General features: G+C 44.0%; 27 protein-coding genes. 22 read left to right on the top strand and 5 right to left on the bottom strand.

Annotation, left to right across the window (positions count from 1 at the left end; all coding sequences use genetic code 11):
* Positions 1-2: 2 nt before the first annotated feature.
* Entirely contained in the window at positions 3-1,028 is a 1,026-nt protein-coding gene (locus GJB61_RS10870; protein ID WP_154118522.1) for a serine hydrolase domain-containing protein, read from the bottom strand.
* Positions 1,029-1,188: 160 nt separating this feature from the next.
* On the opposite strand from GJB61_RS10870, the gene GJB61_RS10865 reads away from it, so the two are divergent.
* The 9 genes from GJB61_RS10865 (at position 1,189) to GJB61_RS10825 (ending at position 8,323) form a co-directional block, all read left to right on the top strand.
* The gene (locus tag GJB61_RS10865; RefSeq protein WP_154118521.1) at positions 1,189-2,211 is read left to right on the top strand and encodes an acyltransferase family protein; all 1,023 of its coding nucleotides are present in this window, start codon (positions 1,189-1,191) and stop codon (positions 2,209-2,211) included.
* 145 nt (positions 2,212-2,356) lie between these two features.
* Positions 2,357-3,535: a D-alanyl-D-alanine carboxypeptidase family protein gene (locus GJB61_RS10860; protein ID WP_154118854.1), complete on the top strand. Its 1,179-nt coding sequence runs from the start codon at positions 2,357-2,359 to the stop codon at positions 3,533-3,535.
* 173 nt (positions 3,536-3,708) lie between these two features.
* Positions 3,709-4,062 carry an anti-sigma F factor antagonist gene (gene spoIIAA, locus GJB61_RS10855; RefSeq protein WP_154118520.1) on the top strand — a complete coding sequence of 118 codons (354 nt, stop codon included), beginning with the start codon at positions 3,709-3,711 and terminating at the stop codon, positions 4,060-4,062.
* Complete coding sequence (gene spoIIAB / locus GJB61_RS10850) at positions 4,059-4,514, top strand: anti-sigma F factor (protein WP_154118519.1); 456 nt, start codon at positions 4,059-4,061, stop codon at positions 4,512-4,514. The genes spoIIAA and spoIIAB overlap by 4 nt, the downstream gene beginning before the upstream one ends.
* An 11-nt stretch (positions 4,515-4,525) precedes the next feature.
* Positions 4,526-5,281, top strand: a complete 756-nt coding sequence (gene sigF, locus GJB61_RS10845) for an RNA polymerase sporulation sigma factor SigF (protein WP_154118518.1) — start codon at positions 4,526-4,528, stop codon at positions 5,279-5,281.
* A gap of 147 nt (positions 5,282-5,428) precedes the next feature.
* On the top strand, positions 5,429-6,436 hold the full coding sequence (locus tag GJB61_RS10840; RefSeq protein WP_154118517.1) for a DUF1835 domain-containing protein: 1,008 nt from the start codon (positions 5,429-5,431) through the stop codon (positions 6,434-6,436).
* Between the two features lie 25 nt (positions 6,437-6,461).
* Positions 6,462-7,208 (top strand): metallophosphoesterase family protein, encoded by a 747-nt coding sequence (locus GJB61_RS10835; protein ID WP_338115783.1) that lies wholly within the window; start codon positions 6,462-6,464, stop codon positions 7,206-7,208.
* A gap of 314 nt (positions 7,209-7,522) precedes the next feature.
* Positions 7,523-7,951, top strand: coding sequence for a contact-dependent growth inhibition system immunity protein (locus GJB61_RS10830; RefSeq protein WP_154118516.1), 429 nt, complete (start codon positions 7,523-7,525; stop codon positions 7,949-7,951).
* 72 nt (positions 7,952-8,023) lie between these two features.
* Positions 8,024-8,323: a hypothetical protein gene (locus GJB61_RS10825; protein WP_154118515.1), complete on the top strand. Its 300-nt coding sequence runs from the start codon at positions 8,024-8,026 to the stop codon at positions 8,321-8,323.
* Here the strand turns inward: GJB61_RS10825 and GJB61_RS10820 are convergent.
* On the bottom strand, positions 8,293-9,651 hold the full coding sequence (locus tag GJB61_RS10820) for an IS4 family transposase (RefSeq protein ID WP_154118514.1): 1,359 nt from the start codon (positions 9,649-9,651) through the stop codon (positions 8,293-8,295). The two genes, GJB61_RS10825 and GJB61_RS10820, sit on opposite strands and share 31 nt — an antisense overlap.
* A 607-nt stretch (positions 9,652-10,258) precedes the next feature.
* Positions 10,259-10,891: a GntR family transcriptional regulator gene (locus tag GJB61_RS10815; RefSeq protein ID WP_229521596.1), complete on the bottom strand. Its 633-nt coding sequence runs from the start codon at positions 10,889-10,891 to the stop codon at positions 10,259-10,261.
* Between the two features lie 313 nt (positions 10,892-11,204).
* Between GJB61_RS10815 and uxuA the strand changes: the two genes are divergently transcribed.
* From uxuA to GJB61_RS10785, 6 genes are all read left to right on the top strand, one after another.
* On the top strand, positions 11,205-12,287 hold the full coding sequence (uxuA, locus tag GJB61_RS10810) for a mannonate dehydratase (RefSeq protein WP_154118512.1): 1,083 nt from the start codon (positions 11,205-11,207) through the stop codon (positions 12,285-12,287).
* Positions 12,288-13,898, top strand: coding sequence for a mannitol dehydrogenase family protein (locus GJB61_RS10805; protein WP_154118511.1), 1,611 nt, complete (start codon positions 12,288-12,290; stop codon positions 13,896-13,898).
* A gap of 164 nt (positions 13,899-14,062) precedes the next feature.
* A complete protein-coding gene (locus GJB61_RS10800) occupies positions 14,063-14,638 on the top strand; it encodes a TetR/AcrR family transcriptional regulator (protein WP_154118510.1) in 576 nt (191 codons plus the stop codon).
* A 109-nt stretch (positions 14,639-14,747) separates the two neighbouring features.
* A complete protein-coding gene (locus tag GJB61_RS10795; RefSeq protein ID WP_154118509.1) occupies positions 14,748-15,509 on the top strand; it encodes an SDR family oxidoreductase in 762 nt (253 codons plus the stop codon).
* 144 nt (positions 15,510-15,653) lie between these two features.
* Entirely contained in the window at positions 15,654-16,106 is a 453-nt protein-coding gene (locus tag GJB61_RS10790; RefSeq protein WP_154118508.1) for a contact-dependent growth inhibition system immunity protein, read from the top strand.
* Between the two features lie 86 nt (positions 16,107-16,192).
* Entirely contained in the window at positions 16,193-16,777 is a 585-nt protein-coding gene (locus tag GJB61_RS10785; protein WP_154118507.1) for a hypothetical protein, read from the top strand.
* A gap of 81 nt (positions 16,778-16,858) precedes the next feature.
* Here GJB61_RS10785 and GJB61_RS10780 read toward each other — a convergent pair whose 3' ends face one another.
* Entirely contained in the window at positions 16,859-17,794 is a 936-nt protein-coding gene (locus GJB61_RS10780) for an aldo/keto reductase (RefSeq protein ID WP_154118506.1), read from the bottom strand.
* Between the two features lie 182 nt (positions 17,795-17,976).
* Between GJB61_RS10780 and GJB61_RS10775 the strand changes: the two genes are divergently transcribed.
* From GJB61_RS10775 to GJB61_RS10755, 5 genes are all read left to right on the top strand, one after another.
* Positions 17,977-18,549 carry a TetR/AcrR family transcriptional regulator C-terminal domain-containing protein gene (locus tag GJB61_RS10775; protein WP_195724302.1) on the top strand — a complete coding sequence of 191 codons (573 nt, stop codon included), beginning with the start codon at positions 17,977-17,979 and terminating at the stop codon, positions 18,547-18,549.
* A gap of 140 nt (positions 18,550-18,689) precedes the next feature.
* Positions 18,690-20,387 (top strand): oleate hydratase, encoded by a 1,698-nt coding sequence (locus GJB61_RS10770; protein ID WP_154118504.1) that lies wholly within the window; start codon positions 18,690-18,692, stop codon positions 20,385-20,387.
* A 666-nt stretch (positions 20,388-21,053) separates the two neighbouring features.
* Positions 21,054-21,428, top strand: coding sequence for a hypothetical protein (locus tag GJB61_RS10765; protein WP_154118503.1), 375 nt, complete (start codon positions 21,054-21,056; stop codon positions 21,426-21,428).
* Between the two features lie 30 nt (positions 21,429-21,458).
* On the top strand, positions 21,459-22,229 hold the full coding sequence (locus GJB61_RS10760; RefSeq protein ID WP_154118502.1) for an ABC transporter ATP-binding protein: 771 nt from the start codon (positions 21,459-21,461) through the stop codon (positions 22,227-22,229).
* Positions 22,219-24,165 (top strand): FtsX-like permease family protein, encoded by a 1,947-nt coding sequence (locus tag GJB61_RS10755; RefSeq protein WP_154118501.1) that lies wholly within the window; start codon positions 22,219-22,221, stop codon positions 24,163-24,165. The genes GJB61_RS10760 and GJB61_RS10755 overlap by 11 nt, the downstream gene beginning before the upstream one ends.
* On the opposite strand, the gene GJB61_RS10750 is transcribed toward GJB61_RS10755, so the two are convergent.
* The gene (locus tag GJB61_RS10750; RefSeq protein ID WP_154118500.1) at positions 24,155-25,012 is read right to left on the bottom strand and encodes an SDR family NAD(P)-dependent oxidoreductase; all 858 of its coding nucleotides are present in this window, start codon (positions 25,010-25,012) and stop codon (positions 24,155-24,157) included. The genes GJB61_RS10755 and GJB61_RS10750 overlap by 11 nt on opposite strands.
* A gap of 202 nt (positions 25,013-25,214) precedes the next feature.
* On the opposite strand from GJB61_RS10750, the gene GJB61_RS10745 reads away from it, so the two are divergent.
* Together GJB61_RS10745 and GJB61_RS10740 are read left to right on the top strand one after the other, a co-directional pair.
* Positions 25,215-25,817, top strand: a complete 603-nt coding sequence (locus tag GJB61_RS10745; RefSeq protein WP_154118499.1) for a TetR family transcriptional regulator — start codon at positions 25,215-25,217, stop codon at positions 25,815-25,817.
* A complete protein-coding gene (locus tag GJB61_RS10740) occupies positions 25,818-26,039 on the top strand; it encodes a hypothetical protein (protein WP_154118498.1) in 222 nt (73 codons plus the stop codon).
* The last annotated feature ends 113 nt before the right edge of the window (positions 26,040-26,152 follow it).

Raw genomic sequence — 26,152 nt, 5'->3', positions numbered from 1 at the left:
ATTCACAAGCACTTTTCAATGGCCTGCAGCATTTGATAGGTCCCCCTGCTCTCGTTACATAGAATGATAACCGTCACTCCGCAGGCTGGATAGACGGCTGACCGGAAGGAAACGCCGGGATCTGCACCCATCAGATGGAACTTGAATAGCTCCCCATTCTGCATAGTGATCCACACTCCATAACCGTAATATTCCTCAGCACCTTCATGAATGTGCGGGGTAAGCAGAAGTGTGGTCAGCTCTGGACTAAGTAGTGTATGGTTGAGCAGGCACTGCCACAGCAGCAGCATTTCAGGAGCGGTTACGAACGCGCCGCCATCGGCCCCTCCTTTTACCGGAAGGGAGTAAATGTTGGTTCTCCAGATTCCATTCGATTCATCAATGTAACCAAGTGCAGTATTGGTTGGAAGTGCATCCATTACAAAATAACCTGAACGCTCCATCCCACAAGCTCTGAATATATGCTGCTCCACATAATCTGCAAACTCCAAACCACTAAGTTCTTCTACCAGCAGTCCCAGTAGGATATATCCCGCATTGTTGTAATGGAACCGTTCACCTGGAGTAAACTTCATCGGAAGTTCTCCGAACATCGGGATAAAGTCTGCAAGCCTCCGCAGGGTATACATGGGACTCGATTGCCATAATTCCGCGAAATCATCCATCGTCTCTTCATCAAAATAATCTGGAATGCCCGAGCTATGCGTCAACAGATGATGCACGGTAATGTCCGGGCTAAAGTGCGGAAAGTTCACGTCTACGTTCGGCAGATAAGCGCTCAGCCTACCCTCAAAAGCAAGCTTTCCCTGCTCAACCAGCTGGCAGATCGCAATTGCTGTAAATAGCTTGCAGCCGGAGGCCATTCCGAATCTTGTGTTCAGATTGTTCGGTACACAGTCCGATTTATTGGCATATCCGTAGGCACCTTTGGCAAGATCTTTATCGTTCTGTTGTACCAGAACGGCTCCCGAGAAACCGATTTCAATAGCTTTAGTGTGAACAGACGGTGCAATATATCCTAAATGCATAATCAATCCTCCAAACTCTTCAACCGTATCGTAATTCTATAAGATTCGTGAAAAAGTGATGATCTCCTTTAGTTATATTAATTTTTAAATTTGATAAGTCTACTGAAGTTCACTATAATTATATGAAAATAAGACTCGGTTGGAAGGAGCTGGATTATTATTGGAGAAGCGACGAGAACTGTGGATTGATGCTGCCAAAGGCTTGAGTATTATTTTTGTAGTCATGGGTCACTCCGGGGATGGACTGTTTACTCATTATTTATTCTGGTTCCATGTGCCATTGTTTTTTCTCCTAAGTGGAATGGTATTCAAACCAACGATCCCCAAGGAGTACTTAAGCTGGGCGTGGAAACGAACGCGGGGGCTGATGACACCCTACTTTGCCTACGGATTGCTGATTACGATGATACTGCTCATATTCACCTTTGACCTCAAGAGTTTAGCTGGGAATTTAGTTAGACTTCTGTATGGCGGCCTGTCGCTGACCGGTCCGTTTGGTGTATTGTGGTTTATTACCTGTCTATTATTCACACAACTAATCTTCGGTTTCGTTGTCCGATTTACAATGAGAACGCAACTCCTCTTGATTGCCTCGTGTTATCTACTGGCCCACCTGATCTCACTCACTTCCTTAAAAAGCTTCAACCTCCCATGGAATATCGATGTTGCTCTCTTAGCTATTACGTACTACGCTCTTGGATATTACGGGAAAAGGTTGATTCCCTTATTAATTGGCCGAATAGCTGCATTACCGCTGCTTATTCTATTATGTGCTGGTATTTTATATATGGATTATAAGGGAATCCTGAGTTACAGCCTGAATATGAAATATAAGGAGTACGACGCACTGCTGCTGGATTTAGTGATTCCAGTGTTATTTTCATTATTGATCTGTGCGATTTCATTCTGGTTATCGAAGCGTCTGCCTCTAAAAGGACTAGGTTATCTGGGACGCAATACGATTGCGATTATGTATCTACACCTGCCTGTAAATTATGCACTTAAGTACCTCCTCGGCATGGAATATGGACTCATCGTGTTTACTGTTATTGGTGTGGGCATACCGGTGCTTATTACGCTGATTGCAAGCTATTCTCCGGTTTTGTCCAAGCTATTTCTTGGTCATAGTGGCAGCAGACGTCCGGCCGTAAGTGTCGGAGAGAGCATAGCTACGCCTCGCTAGAGTTTTTCGTTGATAATAATAACAATTATTTACGGCCAATTGGAATAATTTCCACCCTTTCTGACGAAACTGGAACACAGTACCTGTGAAATGAAGGTTAACGTTCAGGAGGGGAATCATTGTGAGAAAAAAACGTTTTGCAACGATGTTAATTGTGCTTTGTGTTGTTGTTTCGGCTCTTGGACCGATCTCAGGCGTTTCTGCAGAGGAGAAAAGCAAGGACTCCGGAAGCAAAACTGCCGCTGTTGATCTCGCACCGGGGGCGCGTTCTGCCATACTTATGGATGCCAATACCGGCACTGTGATTTATGAAAAAAACAGTCATGATAAGCTGCCTCCGGCAAGTATTACAAAGATTATGACGATGCTGCTTACGGTTGAGGCGCTGGATGAAGGGCGGCTGCAGTTGACGGATAAGGTGCGGACGAGCGAATATGCCGCTTCGATGGGGGGCTCGCAGATTTTTCTAGAGCCTGGTGAAGAAATGTCGGTGGACGAGATGCTCAAAGGCATCGCTATGGCCTCCGGGAATGATGCTTCTGTGGCAATGGCTGAGAAAATAGCGGGTTCGGAGAGCGCTTTTGTTGATCTGATGAATAAAAAGGTAGAGGACCTTGGCCTAAAGGATACACATTTCGCCAATTGTAATGGACTACCCGCTGAGAATCACTATTCCTCTGCACATGATATTGCTGTAATGAGTCAGGAGCTCCTGAAGCATGAGCGCATTATTAAATATACCGGCTCCTATCAGGATTATCTGCGTAAGGATTCAACCAAGCCCTTCTGGCTGGTAAATACGAATAAACTAGTGCGTTTCTATACGGGAGCCGATGGGTTGAAGACTGGCTATACGGCAGAGGCCAAATTCTGTCTGTCGGCTACAGCGGCAAGGGATGGCCTGCGTGCCGTGGCAGTCGTGCTAGGCGAACCGAACACGAAAACACGCAACAGCGAGGTTTCGGGTATGTTCGATTACCTATTCTCGCAATATAAAGTACACACGATTCACAAGGTGGGAGATACCATTGGCACGCTGAAGATTGAGAAGGGCGTGAAGTCGGAGCTGCCGCTTATGGCGAAGGAAACCTACAGCGTTCTTTTGAAAAAAGGAGTGACGCAAGAAGGTATTCGCAATCAGCTGGTACTGCCGGAGAATGTGAAAGCTCCTGTAGCCGCAGGGCAAACGGTTGGGAAGCTGGTTGTCTACCAAGGGACTAATGTACTCAAGGAATATGAGCTGAAGGCAGGCGAGGATGTGCCGAAGGCGGGCTGGTGGAAGCTGTTCAAGCGAACAGCGGGTTCATTGTTTACGATTGATTAATTCGTTGTATTTTGTAGATTGCTTCTATGTTTTCTGTAGATTCATAGGGGTTTTCTTCTAGTTTTGTCGGGAGGCAGGATTCCTGATTTGCCGCGTAGAAACCTAGTCCTTGAAGGGAAGCAACATCGTGTTTAAGGGGCGGTTTCAAAGCAACGAAGAGGAGAGTGGCAAGCATGAATTCTCATGTGGAGATGGAGCAACACCGGAGTGTGCTGATTGTCCGTTTGTCAGGGGAACTGGACCATCACGCAGCGGATTATGTACGCATGGAAATGGATGATGCGATTATGCGGGGCCAGGTACTGCATCTGGTTCTCAGTCTGAAGCAACTGCAATTTATGGACAGCTCCGGGCTGGGCGTTATTCTCGGAAGGTATAAGTTGATTCGTAGTAAAGGTGGCAAAATGGTAGTATGCGACGCCACCGCACCCGTACAAAGACTGCTGGAAATGTCGGGCCTGTTCAAAATTATGCCCTTATATGACGACGAGAGCACTGCTCTCTCGGATCTGGAGGTTGCGTTATGACAAAGAGCCAAGCCAGGAACTTCATGAATGTACAGTTCGCTGCATTGTCTGAGAACGAATCGTTCGCGCGTGTTGTTGTGGCGGCCTTCGTCACCAGGCTGGATCCTACGATGGAAGAGCTGAATGATCTGAAGACGGTTGTGTCCGAGGCAGTCACTAACTGCATTATTCATGGGTATGACAGTGACCCGAACGGTATTGTCACGATAACAGCATCAATCGACAATGAAACGGTACATCTCACTATTGAGGATCAGGGACGGGGCATTGAGGATTTGGAGCTGGCACAGCAGCCGCTCTACACCTCCAAGCCGGAGCTGGAGCGGTCGGGTATGGGCTTTACTATTATGGAGAATTTCGTGGATGAGTTCGAAGTCACAAGTGAACCGGGGCGCGGTACCTCCATCTCAATGAAGAAAACTATTGTCTCGAAAAAAGCTTTATACAATTAGGGGTTGGAGCCATGGATGCAGAGTCAAAAAAAGCTCCGCCGACCTATTTGGACGATGCGGAGGTCAAACGTCTTATCGCGCTCAGTCAGGCCGGGGATAATCTCGCCCGCGACACGCTCGTAAACTGTAATATCCGCTTGGTCTGGTCAGTAGTGCAGCGGTTTATGAACCGCGGGTATGAGCCTGACGATTTGTTCCAGATCGGCTGTATCGGACTGTTGAAGTCCGTCGATAAATTCGATCTCAGCTATGAGGTCAAATTCTCCACCTATGCTGTACCGATGATTATTGGCGAGATCCAGCGCTTCCTGCGCGACGATGGTACCTTGAAGGTCAGCCGTTCACTCAAGGAAATGGCCAACAAGGTTCGTAAGATGAAGGACGAAATGTCTAAAACCTTGGATCGCCTGCCGACCATCGGCGAAGTTGCATTGGCGCTGGGCGTAACACCCGAAGAAATTGTCTTCGCCCAAGAAGCCAACAAGCCGCCGACCTCGATTCACGAGACCGTGTTCGAGAATGATGGTGATCCGATTACGCTGATCGACCAGATCGCTGACGAGTCACAGGAGCGCTGGTTCGACAAGTTGGCGCTGAACGAGGCCATCGGGGGTTTGAGTGAACGCGAGCGCCTGATCGTCTACCTGCGCTACTACCGCGACCAGACCCAGTCCGAAGTCGCGAGTCGCTTGGGGATCTCTCAGGTGCAGGTGTCACGGCTGGAGAAGAAGATATTAGCGAATATACGTGAGCAGATTGCGCAGTAGGTGCAGTAGGTAATGAAGTGACGGGTAGCAAGTGTTGATTGGAATGGGAAGTCATGAATGAGTACTTTGTGAAGAGCCGCCCTCGCTGGGCGGCTTTTTGCATGCTATGCTGTTCCTATAGAATTGAACTATTGGGGGGGCGGGCATATGCTGCATATTGTTAATGGAGATAGCGTAGGTGAGAAGCTAAAACAAGGGGTTGTGCAAGGTGATATTCTGGTGTGGAGAGAGGTATATTCAGCCGGGCCAATATTCGCAAATCCAGCAGGGGAAAAAGAACGGTCCCTACGGGCCCGAGTTCTGGAGGATACTCTAGGCATTCCAACTGGTGAATATACGAAGGGCTGTAAGGAACAGGAGCAACGCCTCCGTGAATTTAATACGCACGATGAAGTGGTATTGTGGTTTGAACATGATCTATTCGATCAGAGTATGCTAGCCTACCTGCTGCACTGGTTCAAGGGACAGAAGCTTGGGAACACGAAATTGAGTCTACTCAACATCGGAGAATTTCCGGGTATTGAGCGATTTCATGGTCTGGGTCAGCTATCTTCTGAGCAGTTAAAGAGCTTATATGGAACCTGGAGACCCGTTGGGCAAAAGGAATTGGAACTTGGCAGCGATCTTTGGCAGGCCTATGCTGCTCCAGATCCCCTTGTGATGGCTGATCTGCTAGAGCAGAGAAGAACAGAATTGGCGGCGTCCGCCCTGCCTTTTGCCTACGCAGCTTTTCAGGGACATCTCTCTCGTCTTCCTTCGGTGCGGAACGGTCTTGGTATTGTAGAACAGACTACGCTGCAGGCCGTTCGTGGGGGAGCGAGTACTCCATTGGAGTTGTTTAGTCAGGTTACCGACAACCTGCATGTTCTCGGCATGGGCGATCTCGAATTTTGGAAGGTTCTTGGTGCGTTGGCACGGGGCGCTCATCCCTTGCTGATTATTGACGGGGCAGACGGATCTACTGATTTTAGGGCTCTACCGGGATTTTTGAATCGTCAGGTTGCACTAACTGAACTTGGTGCTCAAGTGCTGGCTGGATCGGCGGATCGTGTGGCGGTTCAAGGAATGGACGAATGGTACGGAGGTTTGCATCTGCTGGGGCATGATATTCCTTGGCGTTGGGACAGTTCAAACGGCATGCCTGTCCAAGTATAATTTGTGAAGTTATAGGCAAGGAGGGATTATCATCAGAACTTTAGTCATTAGTGACATACACGGAAGTTATCAAGAATTCAACGCGCTTTTGAAAAAAGTGAACTATAGTTCCTCCGCAGACCAACTCATCCTGCTAGGTGATTATGTAGATAGAGGGCCAAACAGCAAAGCAATTGTTGAACAGGTTAAGAATCTCCATGAAGAATGCGGAGTCATCGTTCTAAAAGGGAATCATGACAAAATGGCCTGTGATGCCCTGCTGAATGAAGATGATAAGCTGGATACACATTGGCTTAATAACGGTGGATGGTACACCCTATTAAACTACTGCAGAACAGAATTTGATTTTTTTAAGGATGATTTTGGGTGGAAGGATTATATGAGAATGAAGGAATTTATACGACAGGAGTACAAGCATCATTTGGATTTCCTAAGTTCCTTACCACTGTATTATGAAACGGACGAGCATATTTTTGTGCATGCAGGAATTAACCCAACGGTAGAGAATTGGAAGGATCAGAATGCCTATGATTTCATCTGGATCAGAGAACCGTTCTACAGTAATCCAGTAACTGCAACCCATAAGACTGTAGTCTTTGGACATACATCGACAGAAGATTTACATAATAGCGATAGCGAAGAAATATGGTTTAGCCCACATGGAGACAAGATAGGCATAGATGGGGGTTGCGCCTACGGCCAACGACTTAACTGTCTGGAGATTTGTGACGGTGAATATAGATCATTTTTTGTAAGGCAAGGGGAGAAATAGTGAGTGGGATGTGGACACACTTGTATATAAGGAAATCCGACCGCAATGGGTCGGGTTTTCTCAGATTAACTAACACCTCTAGAATTTATTGAGATAGCTGTGACATCATATTATTTCTTTTTATTACGTTTTATTAGATAAAGTGTAGAGAGTATCATAAGCACAATCAGTATGGCCTGAACTAAAATAGGGTAATCCCCTTCCAAATAAATTAGCATGATTTGTTAATTGTACACCATAGGGTTTGATTAAAGTTTAGGAGTGATATTATTTATATTAATTTAAGACAGCTAACAATAAATAAAATATCAAAATTGGAAGGCTTCGCTGAAGACTTCATCGTTGATGAAGAAGTTCCTCTTTCTATTTGGTCTGGTAGCATTCAAAATATAAGGATCAAAGATTTGAATGATGGTGACGTAGCAAAGCTAATAAGACAAATGATACATTTACATTCCATTATTCCGGAAGCATTAAAGAGGTTAAAAGAAAACCCAGTTGCTGGTTATTTAGGGGATGGAGAGGTTTTAGAAGCAATAGCGAAAGTCGAAAAAAGGGAATGGGATAACAACCCTGACATATGTGAACTAGTAAGATCATTTATAGACGGTTTCATACATTTATTTGAAAACAACGAACTGAATTTCCCAGAAGATGAGGAGAGATTCTCTAATCAAGAAAGAGAAGAATACTATCAAATGTTAAAAGAAATAAGGACGACGCTCGAAAAATCTGAGTTATAATTTAAAAGTTCTCATGAGAGGAACAATGCAGTAGAAAACCTTTTTATTGAAAATAATTTAGGAGGACATACAGTGGAATTAGACGTATTTCTAAAATCATTTAATGAAAGTGATTGGAAAAGCTATCTAAAGGTATGTAGAAAAATGAATATCGATTATAAAACTGAACTGGGTGGAATAATTTTACCTGAAGATATTGCGTTAGTACTTTGTTATAGATTTGGTGAACGTCAAGCAGCAAAGTGGCTCCATACACAAGTGCCAATATTGAAAAACGTACAACCTAAGGAGTTATTAGGTAACGAACAAGAAAAGAATATATTAAAAGAAATCTTATTGACTCAACTTTCGCAGCATGAAATCGGCAGATAAGCCTTGATGTAACAAGGCAAAGCAGAGATCCAGTGCTGGAGTTGACTTTTAATCATAGCGGATAGTTTCTTACCGACTTGATTGGCGATTTCGTTCATTAATTCCACCAATTGTTGTAAAGCAACGGCCCAGTCCAAGGTACCCACTTCATCGCAAAGCAAATAAAAGAGTCCACCGAGCGTCCGCTGATCCGTGCTTTGTCGATGCTGCCAGGCCAGCAGAATATAGCGGGAAAAGACAATCGTTGTATGGCTAATGAGCAAATCATAGGAGCGGCCTTGAAACTCTTTTTGCAGGCGCAGCAAGGATTTAGCGCATTTGAAAAAGACTTCGATGTCCCAGCGAAGAGCGTAGATTTGAATAACTTCCGGTGCCGTCAGCGTTAGATCCGTCGATAGAATCGCGAGCCACTCGTTTTTTTTGGAGCGATGGCGAACAAAGACCACGACGACTGGAATGCCAGGAACAAGTTCGGTGTGAATCTGACGCAAGATGTTCCGGTGCTTTCCTTCGACGCGTAAAGCAGCTCGGTACAGACCCTTAAGATCGATCCGTTGACCGTGAACGAGATATCGCTTATTGTCGTTTTTCACCATGCCAATCACATGCAGTCTGCGATCTATAATCCGCTGAATCAGGGGGGCATGCGTGAACCAGCTATCCATAAGTACGTAAGCCGCAGAAACCCCAGAAGTAATGGCCCGATCCAGCAGTTCAGAAACCAGATGCGGAGCAGAAAGCAGAGCTTCTTTCCGGCGTTTGTATCCAGAGGATCGCTTGTCGATTCCCGGATGTATGCCGGTGAGTCCAGCCTTCACGGAACTCAGCAAGGCGAAGTCCAAAGGGAGAAACGTATGGCCGTCCGACCAGCCTAAGGTAAGCATGCGAAACCCTTTATAGTAAGCCCCCGTCGCGTGATCCTTGAAGCGAGCCAACAATTCCACAGCTTTGCTCCGATTCCGCTCAAACATGGAATCATCCACAATGAATACGGAGGTCCGCGTGACGGAGGTCAAGGTTTCGACTCGCTGCACAGTGTCACTACTAAGCGAAGACAAGAAACGTCGCCAAGCGAATCCGCTGTGATTGAGAAAGCGATAGACGGCATCTTTGCCAGGAAAGGCTTCACCCTTGGCACTTTCGAGCAGACGAAACCAATTCTTCTGATGAAAGAGCAAGACGAAAACGAGCATGAACAGATGGGAACAGGTATAGCCAAACGTCTTTTTAAACCCTGCATTCCTCAGGTGCTTCAGCACACCGAGCTCTTGAAAAGCAGGTCTCATTTCAGGTGGAAGTTGATCTAGGGACGACTTTTGATTTATCATAGAAGGGACACCTCTTCTGTGGTTTAGTGGATCTCGACAATCTCACTTTACCAAACGAAGCGGTGTTTTTCTATGTTGGCAAGATCCTTACTTAAACCGACTCCACCTTAACCCCAGCTTGGGGTCAACTCGATTTTGACTCTGCGAAAGTTGAGTTATTGAGAATGCCTGATTAATCGGTAACTTATATTTACGATTTTTTTTAATCTATATAAACTGGAAAACTTAGCGAAAGGCAAAAGTAACGGAGGGGAATTTTGGAACTGTAGGGGCGATAGCGACTGCCTGAAAGCTTTCCGCAGGAAAGCTCGCATCGTAAGCATAAGCTGTCTCCGGATTTCATCCGCTAAAACGGAATAATCAAGAAATCAGGAGACAACAGCGGCCGGAAGTCCAAACATTCACCGCAGTTACGATTAAAGCCGATTCAGCAAAATCTTAAGTTCAGCTTATCTAATTATTATTTTTCTTAAATGCCATGGGTTCAGATACATGGTTTTTTGTCTATCCTCTGGTTATGTAATTGGGTATTTTCATGAAGGACAAGTAACTATTGGTTTGAAAAACGGATTCTTGCCCTACATAAAGTGAACCAGCAGCGAGAAGTCTACTTCTTAATGTATTCCGAGAAATGCTCTTGAAAATATAAAGAGTCGATATCCGCACGCAGATGATGATGCAGCAAGTCGTCAATTTTATCACGTTCATCTTGGATGATGTAGTCAGCCATTAGCTGATGTTCTTTTTGGATTTCTGTCAATTTATCTTGTTGCAACATATGCAATTTGCGGTAACGGATATAGTGTACATTAAACTGCTGAATCAGATTCCACAGAAATCCACGTCCAGCCAAAACGAATAACGCTTCGTGAAAGGCATCGTCAAGCTGTAGGAAATGATCCGATTCGTCCTCTTGGCTGATGCAGTCTTTTTGCATGGCGAGGATATGTTTCAATTCATGTACTCCTTTAAGTGATAGATTACCCGCCAACCCTTTCATAATCTCTTTCTCCAAGGCACTTCGGAGATAAATGATTTGTTCAACGGATTCCAGATCAATATATGAAACGATATTCCCCTTCTTGGGGTAAATATCTACATAGTTTTCTTGAGACAATTGCTTCAGAATATCCCGAATGGGAGTACGCGAGAGCTCAAACCGTTCAGAAAGGGCGGTCTCGCTGATCATAGTCCCTGGTTTTAGTTGCAGCGACAGGATCTCATTCTTTAATTGGTTCATGATTTCTTCTTTTGAGGCCATTTCAGTTCCAACTTTCTTTGTCGCTATTTTCACAAACTAGTATACAACAAATCTTAAAATTATAAAGCATGAATAAATAGAGAACGTTTACAAAGAAATAGAATATATATCGAATCCTTGTTCGGAAAAGTGTTGACAAAGGTCGTTAAGTTATTTTATGATCAATGTATCTTGTATACAAGATGTTGAGTTGTTATTTTATACGCATCGGAAAAAGCAGGTTACTCCCGAGGTATTATGTAGCATTTCCTTATTTTGTTGTACACATAACGATTACAAGGAGGATTTTATTATGAATATGACTTGGAGATGGTACGGGGAAGGGAACGACGATATTACTTTGGATCATATCCGGCAAATTCCGGGTGTCATGGGGATCGTCTGGTCATTGCATGATAAAGTAGCGGGCGAAGAATGGGATATGGCCAAAATTCAGGAAGTTGCTGACCAAATCACGAGCAAAGGCTTCAGCACGGCCGTAGTCGAAAGTGTGAATGTGCATGATGATATTAAGATCGGTCTGCCTAGCAGAGATAAGTATATAGATATTTATATTGATACGATTAAAAAATTGTCCAAAGTAGGCGTTAAAGTCATTTGTTATAACTTTATGCCGATCTTTGACTGGACTCGGACAGAGTTGTACAAGGAACTACCAGACGGATCAAATGCTTTGTTCTATGAGAAGGCTGCAATTACCGACAATCCCCAAGAGATGGTCGATAGAATCCTGCAAGGCTCCAAGAACTTTACGATGCCCGGCTGGGAGCCAGAACGTCTGTCCAAGCTGGATGAATTGTTCAAGGCTTATGAAAATGTTACCGAAGAAGTGTTGTTTGACAACTTGAAATATTTTCTGGAGCGTATTATTCCGGTATGTGAGGAGTACGACGTCAAAATGGCGATTCATCCAGATGATCCGGCATGGCCGATTTTTGGATTGCCGCGTATTATTCGCAGTAGAAACCACATCAGACGTTTCCTTGATCTGGTGGACAGTCCGTATAACGGATTGACCTTCTGCACAGGTTCGCTCGGCAGCAATCCAGAGAATGATCTGCCAGCTATGATTCGCGAATTCCACGATCGTATTCATTTTGCCCACATCCGCAATGTTAAAGTGTTCGAGAATGGTGATTTTATTGAAGTATCGCACCGTGGACAAGACGGAAGTGTGGACGTGGCCGAGGTGGTCAAAGCGTATCATGAGAACGGGTTTATTGGATATGTTCGTCCCGATCATGGCCGACACCTCTGGGGTGAGGAGAAACATTGCAGACCGGGTTACGGTTTATATGATAGAGCGCTGGGCATTATGTACTTACTTGGTGTCTGGGATAGCTTGGAGAATGAGAAGAATAAAGGAGGCAAATAAATGTTACGTCTGGACAGAAGTAGTATTCAAAACAATAAAGCGGCTTGGACAGCAGCGGGTGTAGAGTTGCCCCAATTCGATTATGACCAGGTTGCGGCGCAGACCCAGACAAAGCCGGAGTGGATACACTTTGGAGCTGGTAATATTTTTAGAGGATTTGTAGCGAACGTCCATCAAAAACTACTCAATCTCGGGGTTGCGGATACGGGTATTATTGCGGCTGAAACGTTTGATTTTGAGATGATTGATAAAGTATACAAGCCCTATGACAATTTGACTTTACTAGTGCTGATGAATGCAAACGGAGATTTTGAGAAAAAGGTAATCAGCAGCATCGTTGAAGGAATTACAGCTGATCCTACCCGAATTGAGGATAACAAACGGCTCGTTGAAATCTTTGAGAATCCAAGTTTGCAGATGGCCAGTTTTACAATTACGGAAAAAGGCTATTCCCTGACAGGGCCATCCGGTCAATATATGGGTATTGTAGAGCAGGATATTGCGAATGGACTGGATCGTCCGATCCATGCGATGAGCATTATTGCCGCGCTAGCCCATCGCCGCTATGTGAAGGGCCAGTATCCGTTGACTTTTGTCAGCATGGATAATTGTTCCCATAATGGCGACAAGCTGAAAAATGGTGTCGTAACGATTGCCAAAGAATGGGCGAAGAAGGGTTTTGTAGAGCAAGGGTTTGTTGCTTATCTGGAGGATGAATCCAAGATTACATTCCCATTATCCATGATTGATAAAATCACTCCACGCCCTTCAACTGAAGTGCAAGAAGCGCTGCTTAAACAGGGAATTGGTGAGATGGATGTTATTATTACCTCGAAGAACACCTATACAGCTCCTTTTGTGAATGCGGAAGTCAGTGAATATTTGGTCATTGAAGACAAATTCACGAATGGCAGACCGGCTCTGGAGCAAGCTGGCGTGATCTTTACAGACCGGGATACCGTAAACAATGTAGAAACGATGAAAGTGACTACTTGTTTGAATCCGTTGCACACCGCTCTGGCTGTGTCCGGCTGCTTGCTGGGATACACTTTGATCGCAGATGAGATGAAAGATGCTACCTTAAGAAAGTTTGTCGAAATCATTGGCTACCAAGAAGGCTTGCCAGTTGTGGTCGATCCTAGAATTATCAGTCCTAAACAATTTTTGGACGAAGTGTTGAACGAGCGCTTTGCCAATCCTTTTATCCCGGATACCCCGCAGCGAATCGCTACAGATACTTCGCAAAAGGTCGGCATTCGCTTTGGAGAAACGATCAAGTCTTATGCGCGGAGAGAAGACCTGAATCCGGCAGATCTGACAGCTATTCCACTGGCTATCGCTACTTGGTGCCGCTACCTGCTCGGTGTTAATGACGAGGGTGAAAAATTTGCCATCAGTTCCGATCCATTGCTGGAAACCTTGCAGGCTGCCCTGCAGGGTGTTGCGCTTGGAGACACTACATCCAATGTGCAGGCCATTCTACACGACGAGACGATCTTTGGTGTTAATCTGTATGAAGTAGGTCTCGGCCAGAAGATTGAGACAATGTTCCATGAAATGCTGGCAGGAACTGGAGCGGTACGCCGCACTCTAGAAAAGTACATTGGGTAACTGAAAGAGAAGAATAAAGTAAAGACGATTGTTCATTGATTTTTAATGAATGGTCGTCTTTTTGATTTTAGTGATTTAAAATAATTCTTTACCAAACGTTCTCAATATGTTAAACTGATTTTGCAGACAGAGGCAAGAGCAAACATAAGAGAGCGGGAATGCTCATGGCACGAAGTAAAGACTTTGAAGTCAATATCGTATTAGACAAGGCTATGGATTTATTCTGGAGGCAGGGTTATGAGAAAACCTCTATGCAGGAGCTCGTCACCCACATGGGCATTCACCGAAGAAGCATGTATGATACGTTTGGAGACAAACACGCTTTATATATGGAAGCTCTGGATCGATATCGAGATATACAAGAAAAGAACATTAAGATTCGAATTCAACCACCTATATCAGCCAAACAAGCCATCAGGCAAATGTTTGAGATGACGCTTTGTACAGAAGAGGATCATCCTAAAGGCTGTTTAATTGTTAATACTGCGGTTGAGTTAGCGATGTATGATTCGGAGGCAGCAGCCCAAGTCACTGAGGATTTTTTAAATACGGAGCAGCTGTTCTATGAACTCCTCGTGAGTGGACAGCAAACTGGAGAAATTGCCGAACACCATAATGCGCTTAATCTCGCGATATATTTAAATAATGCATGGGTGGGTTTGCGTGTAATGGTCAAAGCAACTGAAGATATAGAAAAACTAATAAGCATTATGGATACAACCTTAGCAGTACTCCATTAATTTTTTTTGCTAAATGTAGAACGATCATTCCCAATAAGAGAGGTGGTGATGCTCCATTTCAGGCAGACCCAATAGCTTCACCAAAAAACAACACTAAGGAGAATATAAAATGACAACAAATACGGATAATCTTAAGGGTAAAGTAGCTTTTGTAACGGGTGGAAATCGCGGGATCGGCTTGGAAACAGCGCGTGAACTTGGTAAGCTTGGTGCTAATGTTGTAATTGGCGCACGTGATTTGGAAAAAGGAAAAGCTGCTGCGGAAACACTTCGTTCTGAAGGTATCCAAGCCGAAAATCTCAAATTCGATATCACTTCAGCTGAAGATCGTCAGGGTGCCTATGACTTTTTTGACCAACATTATGGTAAGTTGGATATTCTCGTTAATAATGCGGGCGTGCAAAAAGAAGTTGAAAATATCTCACCCATTAATGAAACAAGCACAGTTTCGCCAGCAGTTCTACGTGAGACGTTCGATGCCAATTTCTTCAGCTTAGTGGAGTTCACTCAGCAGGTGCTTCCGCTAATTCGCAAATCACCAGCCGGCAGGATCGTCAATCTATCCAGCATTATGGGATCACTTACACTTCATACTAATCCGGCTGCTTCAATATACGGCGTAAAGCTGCTAGCTTATAACACCTCTAAAACGGCATTGAATTCATTCACGATTCATCTTGCACACGAACTTAAAGATACTCCAATCAAAGTGAATTCGGCTCACCCGGGTTGGGTGAAGACCGAAATAGGTGGTAAGCACGCCGCAATGGATGTTAACGAGGGCAGCAGAACAAGTGTGCAGCTCGCCACTTTACCCGCAGATGGCCCAACCGGTAAATTCTATCACTTAGGTGATGAACTGCCTTGGTAAGCTTCAAGAATTAAATACTGATCATTTACAAACAGTCGCCTCGAGTTAGTATCGGAGGAGACTGTTTTTTCGTATTCGGTAAGTATTATTTCATTGAATTTTAGAATATTCCATATATTATAAAAATATGAAGGAGGGTAACTAGTGTTGAATTACCGAGAGTTAACCATTAATGAAATTTGCAAGATTGAAGGTTTTCACGAAGAAATAGTAGTGGAGAAAAGTGTGCCATTATCAGGATGGTTTGCAGGCATAATGGATGATAAGCTTAAAGATTTGCCAGATGGTTCAATCGCCAGATTAGTTAGGCAGAATTTCCACTTGAAATATGTGATTCCTGAGGCAATCTTGAGATTATCCAAGAACCCAATTGCAGGAGAGCATTACGAGGGAGAACTTATTAATTCAATAAATGCGATTGAAAGTGATTTTTGGAAGAGTAACTTGAATTTATGTAAAGAACTAAAGGAACTATTGGAGAAAATTGAAACTAAGGAAGTCAACCTTCCACAAGATTTTGAATGGTTTATGGAAGAAGAGGAGCAAGAATTTTATGAGAGTGTAAGGAAGGTGATTTCAATATTAATGAAGTGTTAATGTCACTTGGAGGAATATATGGATAATAGAATTGAGGAGATCATTCTGTTGCTTAGATTAGAAGCAAATGCTGGAAGGTGATATAAATGAGTGCTAAATTCAATATAATCACATTCACAAAAAATGCAATTGATTTAATTTGGCTACTTGGAGTCGTGCAAGCAAAAGGGTTTAACGCTACTATTAATGATATTGAATCTGTAGAAAATTGGGACTTCAACGATTTGCAAATCCATTCATGTAAAAGTGATACTAACGAAGTTTTAGGGCTTCTTGAGGAAGGAAGAATTATATTAATAAGCGGTGAGGTTAACTCCAATAAATTTGTAGTGATTTTAAGTAAGATAGAAGACATCTATGAGACAAACGTTTCCCTTGACACAAAGAACATTGTTTACTTAGACAGTGATATTCTTAATGAACTTACCCAGCCTATTTATGATGAAGTTTCGAACCTGTTATTATCATCTGAGATGGTTAATAATTTACTCATTTCTGCATTAGGTGTAGAGGTGATTGTGGACTACTGCGACGATTTTCAAAAGATAAATCTCAATAGTTATAATGTGGTGAGATGGGTTTTTGGTATGCAAGAGACAACAAATAAACATAACCTTAAGGGCTACAAGCAGGTAACATCCGATATTTGGGATAAAGTCACTAAGTTTTAATTTGGACCCAATCCTTACCACGAACATAAAAAACAGTCGCCTCGATGTAGCATCCGAGACGACTGTTTTTTATATCAATCCTTACCACCCAAGCTCCTGCCCCTTAATCTCCTTCGCCCACAATTCCTGCAGTCGCTTCACCTGTTCCTCTGGCATAACCGCATCGCTGGCGGCGATATTCTCAATAAGCTGGGTGCTATTTCTAACACCGGGGATCACTGTGGTTACTTCTGGGTACGCAAGGATGAATCTCAGTGCGGCCATGGTCATTGTGGTCTCTTTATTGGTAATGAACTTGATTTGCTCAAGCAGGGCTGCGCGTTTCTCAATGATCTCTGGGGACCAACGGCTTCTTACTCCGGCAAAGGTACTCTTGCTGTTGTATTTTCCGGACAGCCAGCCCGAATCCAGCGGCACCTTGACGATGATCGCAATGCCTTTGTCTTGCGCAAGCTTGAAGGCTTCCGCAGTCTCCTGATAAAAGATATTGAACATGACCTCCATCACGCCGATATTCGTATGCTGGATAACCTCGAGCATTTCCGGTACAGAATCTACAGAGACACCGTAAGCTAATATTTTACCCTCAGCTTTTAGTTTCTCCATTACGTCATAATGACCATACTTTCCATCCAGAACGTTAAAGGGGGGATTATGTAAAATAACGGAATCCACATAGTCGGTTTGCAGCCGGATTAAACTTTGTTCAACGGAACCTCTGATCTGATCTGCAGCATAATCTATACTGCCATCGGCTCTATGACCAAATTTGGTGTTGATTACGGCGCCACTCCGTCTTCCGGCCAAGGCTGTTCCGAGTAGTTCTTCGCTTCTACCTTGTCCATAATTGGGAGCGGTATCAAAAAAGTTCAGTCCTCGATCCAAAGCCTCATGTACAAGTGAGATTGCCGCGGTATCCTCCATGGCCTCCCAATCCTGTCTGTTGCCAAGCTGCCAAGCACCAAAGCCAATTTCCGAAACGGATTTCCCCGTATTGCCATACCGTCTTGTGTTCAAAATGTTTCTCTCCCCGTATATATAATAAGGTCCATGCCCCGTATTTTAGACTTTATTCACCCAGTAAGCAAACCGGATCGGCGGTCAGCTTGCGACTTTAAGCCAGTTGATAGATAGTGTATTGTATAAGAGAAACTTGAACTCTAGCGGCTATCCTATTAATAGGAATGCAGGAGGTATGTATGTCTTATTCACAAATTACGAAGAACGCGTTAGCCCGTTCGCTCAAAAAGCTGATGCTGACCCAACCGCTCCACAAGATCACCATTCAGCAGCTTACGGCGGATTGTGGAGTGACCCGGCATACTTTTTATAATCATTTTCAGGATATCTATGAGCTGCTGGGCTGGGTCTATCAGACGGAGATTATCGAGGGTCTTGAGGAATACCGCAATTGTGCCAGCTGGAAGCAAGGCTTCCTGAGCGTGTTGTATTATACGCAGAGTAACAAAACCATTTGCCTGAACACTTTTCATTCGCTTGGACGTGAACATCTGGAAGATTTCTTGTATGGGGTCATCTATGATGTGATTATTAAGATCGTGGACGAACTGGACGAGGAACGGAAGGAGCAGGTAACGCAACAAGCCAAACAGGAGATTGCTGATTTCTACACACTGGCTATACTGGAGCAGGTAATCCATTGGCTAAAGACGGGGGCAAATACGGACCCAACCCAGATCGTGGACAAAGTCGGCAGAATTATGGACGGCAGTATCACCAGAGGTCTGGAGAACTATCAGAACAGCAAATGATAAATGACACAAAACCATCCTTATGTGTAAAGGCTGCACATTTGCGCTTAGCTGTCCATAGAATTCTTCCTCCTCAGTGGGTATATTGAAGGCAGTTGATAAGCAAACTACCTACTGAAATTGAGAAAGGAAGAAGAGAAATGGGAACCTATCAAAGAATTAATCCATTAGTACAAGAAGGTATCGCATCCAAGAAAGCATATTTAGTTGGCGGAGGCATCGCCTCGCTGTCTGCAGCAGCCTTTCTGATCCGTGACGGGCATATGCCCGGGAAGAATATTCATATTCTAGAGCAATCCGCTATTTACGGCGGTTCGATGGATGGTGCAGGCAATGCCAAGGACGGTTACAGTGCTCGGGGTGGACGCGAGATTGAAGAACATTTTGAATGTTTTATGGAGCTGTACGGATTTATTCCTTCCCTGACCAATCCCGACCGTACGGTGCTGGATGAGTTCCGTGAGTTGAACCTTGCAGAACCAATTGAATCCCATTGTCGCCTGGTCGAAAATGAAGGTCAAAAGGCTGACTTCTCCTCGTTAGGTCTGTCGACCGCACATGCGCTGCAGTTAGGCAAGCTGACTTTAGCTACGGAAGAGAAGCTGGGTGCAGTCACTATTGAACAGTTCTTTGATCCGACCTTCCTGGAAACGAACTTCTGGTATTTCTGGCGCTCAATGTTTGCTTTTGAGAATTGGCATAGTGTGGTTGAGGTTAAACGATATATGGAGCGCTTTATGCATCTGATTTCCGGTATGAACCAATTGAAAGGCATCCTGCATACTGAATACAATCAGTACGATTCGTTGATTCTTCCGCTGCTGAAATGGCTGGAAGCGCAAGGCGTCAACTTTGATAAAGGCCATCAGGTGGTGGATCTGGATTATGATTTTGCTAACGGAGAAACAACTGTAACTGGGATTCAACTGCTGGTGAACGGATCACCGAAGACTATTTCGACTACCCGCAATGATCTGGTCATGGTAACAAACGGTTCTATGACAGAGAATTCCACGCGGGGTGACATGGATCATCCGGCTATCCTCAATCGCTCGCTAACGGAACGGGGCTGCTGGAGTCTATGGGAAAAGCTGGCGGCAAAGTCTCCTGATTTCGGCCATCCAGAGGTATTCTGTGGCGATATCGACAAGACCAAGTGGTTATCTTTTACCATGACATTTACCGATGACGAGATCGTATTCCCGTATCTGTTAGAACTGACTGGTGATTTGCCAGGCATGGGCGGAGTGGTTACGATTAAAGATTCCAACTGGATGATGTCATGGACTGCACCGAAGCAACCTCATTTCATCAACCAGCCGGAGAACGTCAAGGTACTGTGGGCGTACGGTTTATTCCCTGATACAGAAGGCAACTTCATCAAGAAGAAAATGGCTGACTGTACCGGTAGCGAGTTGCTTCAGGAGCTGTGCTATCATATTGGACTGAAGGATCGTATCCCGGAAATTCTGGAGCATACGACCAACGTCATTCCTTGCATGATGCCTTATATCACATCACAGTTTATGCCTCGTGTGCTGGGTGATCGTCCGGAGGTGGTTCCGCAAGGCAGCACTAACTTTGCCTTCCTCGGTCAGTTCGCCGAAGTGGCGGATGACTGCGTTTTTACTGTGGAATATTCAGTGAGATCGGCTATGATGGCGTCGTACCAATTGCTGAATCTTGAAAAAGAAGTGATCCCTGTCCATCCGAGCAAGTATGACATCCGTGTGCTGCTGACAGCGCTCAGAACCTGCATGGGCAACAAAACGCTTCCGCTCGACAAAACATTGGGCCAGCTTTTGAGCGGCACTGTGATTGCTAAGTTGCTGCTGTAAATAAATGAATGATAAGGGCCTGCTTCTTGAAGCAGGCTCTATTTTTGTACATAGCACTTGTGCATGAGCAAGGAGATATTGGATAATTATGGGGGACAGATGTATAGTGTTAAGGAGTTGGAGGAGCTTACGATTAGGAGGCAAATCTATTGACTAAACAATCATTGAAGTGGATTCGATATTTGTTAACCCCCTTGAAAGACTCTACATAGGTTTAATGTCGATTAACTTGAGTTTAGTATTGATGGTTCAATTCTTTGAGTTGAAAGGAGCAGAGGCGGGAGCACGTAGAAATTATCAAATGATAGTATCATTGATAGCCTGCGTTGCATGTCTTACTTCTTCACTTTATGCATTCAGTACCCTTTAATTGAAAAAAAGAGTAAACAAGATCTCTGGTGCCATTCTCTGTTTCCTCACCAAAGTGGGTATTAGAAATCATGATCTGATTCTATTGTATTTTGTACAGTAGAATCAGGGATATTTAACTCAATTTCTCATTCTAATGTAATTTGCACACTAGAATTTAGGTGAAAGGTCCCCAAGAAGTGATTTTTCGAATTTCAATTGCACAAAGTACAATAGATTGTTTTATGAAGGTTCGATCTCTTAATTCTACTGTACAAAGTGCAGTCAGATCATGTAGTACTTAAAGGAGACCCTTAAATGAAAGTTAGTAAGATTGAATATCCAACTGTACTATCTAAAATAGCAGATATTGATAATAATAATATCGATGTATTTATCGAATTAGAAGATGGAACACGGATAACTGTTGTGGTGAGTACTCCAGATAATTTGCGTAGCTATATGGATAAGGAGAACCTGAATTTCATATCTGCAACACAGCCCGACATTATTGTAAAGTCCTTAACCGAAGACAACATCAAGCAAGCTATTGAAAATTATGCTGAGGGCGATGCTTTCTGGTTAAAGCTATTGTTTGTAGCATCTGTAGATAGAGAATTTATTGACATGGATAGAATTAATCAATGCCTTAATAAAATAAAAAAGGAAAATCATGAGTTGTTTGATGCATAAATATATCTACCAGAGAAAGAAGAGACCGAAATGGCAATTCTAGAAGTAGAGAATCTCTCCAAGGAGTATAAAGGTAAAGGTAAAGGAAAAGGAAATGGGTATCAAGCCCTGCGAGACATCAGCCTGAGTGTGGACAGTGGGGAGTTCGTGGCGATTATGGGGCCTTCGGGCAGCGGGAAGACGACGCTTTTGAATATACTCAGCGGAATTGATACGGAATATAGTGGGATGGTACGGATTGCGGAGACCATTATAAGTGAGATGACCAAGAACGAGCTTGCGCTTTTTCGGCGGCAGCGGATGGGGTTTGTGTTTCAGGATTATAATCTGCTGGACAGTCTGACTCTACGCGAAAATGTAATGCTGCCGATGGTGTTGGATGAACAAGAGGTGGAAGACATTAACGCCAAGACGGATGCGACCCTGTTGCTATTTGATATCGATGAAGTGAAGGACAAATATCCGTACACGGTATCAGGGGGCCAGCAGCAGCGGACGGCGATCAGCAGAGCGATTATTAATGACCCGGATGTGATTTTTGCGGATGAGCCTACAGGGAATTTGGATTCCAAGTCTGCAAGCACAGTGATGAAATGCTTCAGCAAGCTGAACTCTGAGCAGGCAGCAACGATCGTGATGGTTACCCATGATCCGTTTGCGGCCAGCTTCTGCAGCAGAGTGGTCTTTATTAAGGACGGTACAGTCGGCATGGAGATTGCCAGGGAGGGCACGCGCAAAGCCTTTTTTGACACTATATTGGAAACGTTGGCAGTTATGGGAGGGGGAGAAGATGACTTTTAGGAGAATGGCCTTTCAGATCTTTAAGGCTAACTTTAGAAGATATCTATTGTTTTTCCTGTGCAGCAGCTTTACGATCATGATCTACTTCTCCTACTACATGCTGTACACGAACCCACAATTCAATAATCCTTATGAAGTCAATGGGATGATATCCGGAAATCTAACGGCGCCTCTTTATGTGATCCGTGCGTTCTCTGTGTTGTTAATTATTTATGCGCAGACTACCTTTGTGAAATTCAGAAAAAGCGAGTTTGGGCTGTTCATGGTTCTTGGCATGTCGACTCAAAATATCCGCAAGATTATGCTGTTGGAGAATGGTCTGATCGCCATCATTTCCATCGTTACTGGACTAGTGGCAGGAACGGTCTTCGCACCACTTTTTTATCTGATCGTCTCACAAATGATTGATATGGGAAATGTCTCGTTTACATTAACGTTGGATAGTTATCTGTATACCGCTTTATTTTTTGGTGCAGTGTATGTAATAGCGATTGCCGGCAACCTACTCTTAACCTGGAGATACAGTATAGTACGTCTATTAAAAGAAAAAAGGACCGCAGACCGCAGTCTGATCCACGGAAAAGTGCCCGGTTTCATCGGTATCGCCCTACTGGGCTTTGCGGTTTATGATCTGCTTAGCCATCTAACTATAGATAACTCCAATATTATTTTTAGAAGTATGGCCATTAGTATGTTCGGAATCTTCTTACTACTATCCAGTCTGGGGGACTGGATTAAATTCAGTTTGTCACGCTCACCGAAAGCCTATCATAAACACATGGTGTTTAGTTCTGATCTGAGCTACACGCTGGGTCGTTCCCGCATCATCCTTTTGCTGATCACTATCCTGATTACCTTTAGCCTTTTTCTCAGCAGTATGGTCCTTTTTTTATCCAACGAATCGCAGAAAAACGCTGTTAAACATAACCCTTATCATATTGCTTATCTGGAGGTGTTCGGAAAGAATCGAATTTCGGATGAGACATTAAATGAGATCGTGGACAAGGGCACAACGCCGCTTACAACTCATCAAGTGCTGGAATATATCGAGCTATTTCCGACAAAAGTATTCCTGGATCAGAATATTAATGCGTTAACCGGCAGTACTTATCAAGTGGAACAGGATCATTTTCTGAATCTTGCTTTAGTGGATCAGACGGACGGCTACGAAAATAATATACCAGTAATGCCGACCTACGACATCGAGCTTGCTTCTGGTAAGAAGACGTTGCTCTCTCAAGGCTCAATTGTGAGTATGTTGTTTAACCGACTTCCACTCCTTACAAACGGGCTGCAGATCATCGTCAGCGAACAGGATTATACGGCGCTCCAAGCACTTCACCCAGAGATCGGTCAACTCCATCTACTGAATTTCAAGAATTGGAAGCAGACTGCAGCTATCGACGCCAAGCTGAATACGGCATTAGCTAAGTACAATAAGGACAACACAGATACTTGGTATGGCGATGATCGACAGGATGCCTTCGCGTTTGGAACAGGTTCAAGAATAGGTGAACTTACCACTCTTAAACAAGCCAATCAATTTGGACTTTTTCTATTCGCGTTCGTAGCTTTATTATTTATTGTGTCCTCTGCCGTGGTATTGCATTTTAGTATCCTCATGGACTTGGAGAGAGAGAAGATCAAATACAGGAAGCTTGCCAAGATCGGAATGACTTCCAAGGAAGCCGCTGCAATGATGGTTAAACCGTTCAGGCTGCTGTTTATTCTGCCCTATGTGCTGAGCATCGTTTTCGCTACATTTTATTTTGTGTATATGGTAAAAGTTATTAATCACAAAGCGCTGGAGCCGTTGGGTCTTTCCTTGCTTGCAGGAAGTATTTATCTGGTCTTGCAGTTGCTGTTCTATCTGCTGTATACCAGACTCTATACTCGCAAGATGTTGGCTGTAATGGGATTGGATATCAATTCTTGATGACTGCCATGAACTCTCGCTCATAGATGGCTTTTACCTGCTCTAGAATTTTCGGACCTTGTTCGAGGAACTTCAGCTCCCGAACGTTCCCATTTACCAAGAAGACACCTGATAGATACTTGTCTGCCCCTAGCGCAGCTTCATACAGTAGTGTTGCACCTTTGGTTGGAGGTGCGAAGAAGAACTTCATCAGCGGCTTCAGGTAGATGGGTATCCCTGATTTTTTGCCTTTGCGCATCGTGTTGTTTGCTCCTGGGTCCACGCTCAATAGCTTAATTCCCTCGGCGGCAAGCATGGGGGCGAGCTCACGGGTCCATAAGGAAAGTGCCAGCTTGGAAGTGGCATAGGATCCGTATAGCTTAACGAATACTTCTGGACGCTCCAGCTTATCGGGAGCAAATTCTTTGAGATATTTAAAAGCACTAGTAGAGGTGTTTATGACTGTTTTCAAGGTTCCTCTCCGCAATTGCTCTTTCAGCTCCATGAGAATTACGTAAGGCACGACTGTATGCAGCTCGAACTGCTTCTCGCGTCCCTGCTTGGAATAACTTAATTCCGGTAGGCTGCCGCCCGCATTATTGAACAGCAAATCTATCTTGTCTACTTCTGCTTTAATCTGCTTCAATGCAAGCTGCAGACTGTCGAAATTGGTTAGTTCGGCTGTATAGAACCGTAACTGTTTGTTGCGCAGGGCCTCCTTGATTAAAGTATCGTCCTCGGGGAATCCGGAACGGATGAGGGAAATAACCTGCCAGCCTTCAGACAGCAGCTTCCGCGTTAACTCCAGTCCAATTCCGTTATTTGCCCCAGTAACAAGGGCGGTTCGATCGTTTGTTAGGGTTGTCATTATCTATTCCTCCATAGAAAATTGGTAGTTAATCATCCTGTGTTGCTAAACCAACATTTGTTGTTAAGACGCTGCTTATCTAGTATACTAAGGCTTAAGAAATACCAGGTCAACCAGCATAATCGATGGTTTGTATACTTTAGCAACGCAGTGTCAGATCTGTTGGTAAAGTGAATCGGTACAATGAGGATAGGGTGGATGTATGATAGCTAATGAGAATGATCCGCGCGTAATACGTTCGAAACAGTTAATTAAAGATGCCTTTATTAAGCTCATGATGGAGCGTGATTTCGAATCGATCACTGTGAAGGACATTACGGAATTAGCCACGATTAACCGGGCGACCTTCTATGCGCACTATGTGGATAAGTACATGCTGTTGGAAGTGCTTTTTCTAGAGTTCTTTGACCAAACCCTTGCCAGAAACAAGATTGATGATAGCTCCTTTAGTATTGAAACCTTGGAGAAATTAATAATGGCTGTCTGCGACTACTTCATGTTTATTAAAAATGCCTGTAGAAAGATTAGTTCATCCGTGATGTCCCTGATGGAAGAGAAAATCATCTCCCGCTTGGCTGCCTTTATTGCGGGAATCGCTAAACCATGCGTTGCTGAGCCGGAGCATTTCTCAGAAGAAATGGAGCTTTCCATTATTATTGTGAGTTGGTCGATTTATGGAGTTGCTTTAAAGTGGAACAACAATAAAAGCTTATCGAAAGAGGAATTAGCAGTAAAATCGGCGAAGCTGATCCAGAATGGAGCAAATGGGTTGCTCCTCTTATCTAGTGCCAAGGGGGTATTATAAATGAAAAAAATATTATCCAGGATTGCAATGATGTTATTGTTGTTCATTTTTGTTGCCATCGTAGTCTGCTTCTACTTGAATCAGTTCATGTATGCTTACGGATTAATCCTGGTGCTGTTTATCGTATTTGCCGGAATAGGGCAGCTATCCAAGCTGAAGAATGATGAATATATGTATCATAAGTTAAGTAGAACTGATGAATATGAGGATTATACCCGCTAAAAGCAGCCAGCCCCGATCACTCGGAGGCTGGCTTTTTATTGCTATGCTAAAGGGCAGATTATATTTGTCCATTGCCAAACTAAGGGAACATAAATTACAATACTATAAAGAAT

It is taken from the genome of Paenibacillus monticola (assembly GCF_009664975.1).
GTDB lineage: Bacteria > Bacillota > Bacilli > Paenibacillales > Paenibacillaceae > Paenibacillus_AQ > Paenibacillus_AQ monticola.
This window is presented reverse-complemented; position numbering and strand designations above follow the sequence as displayed.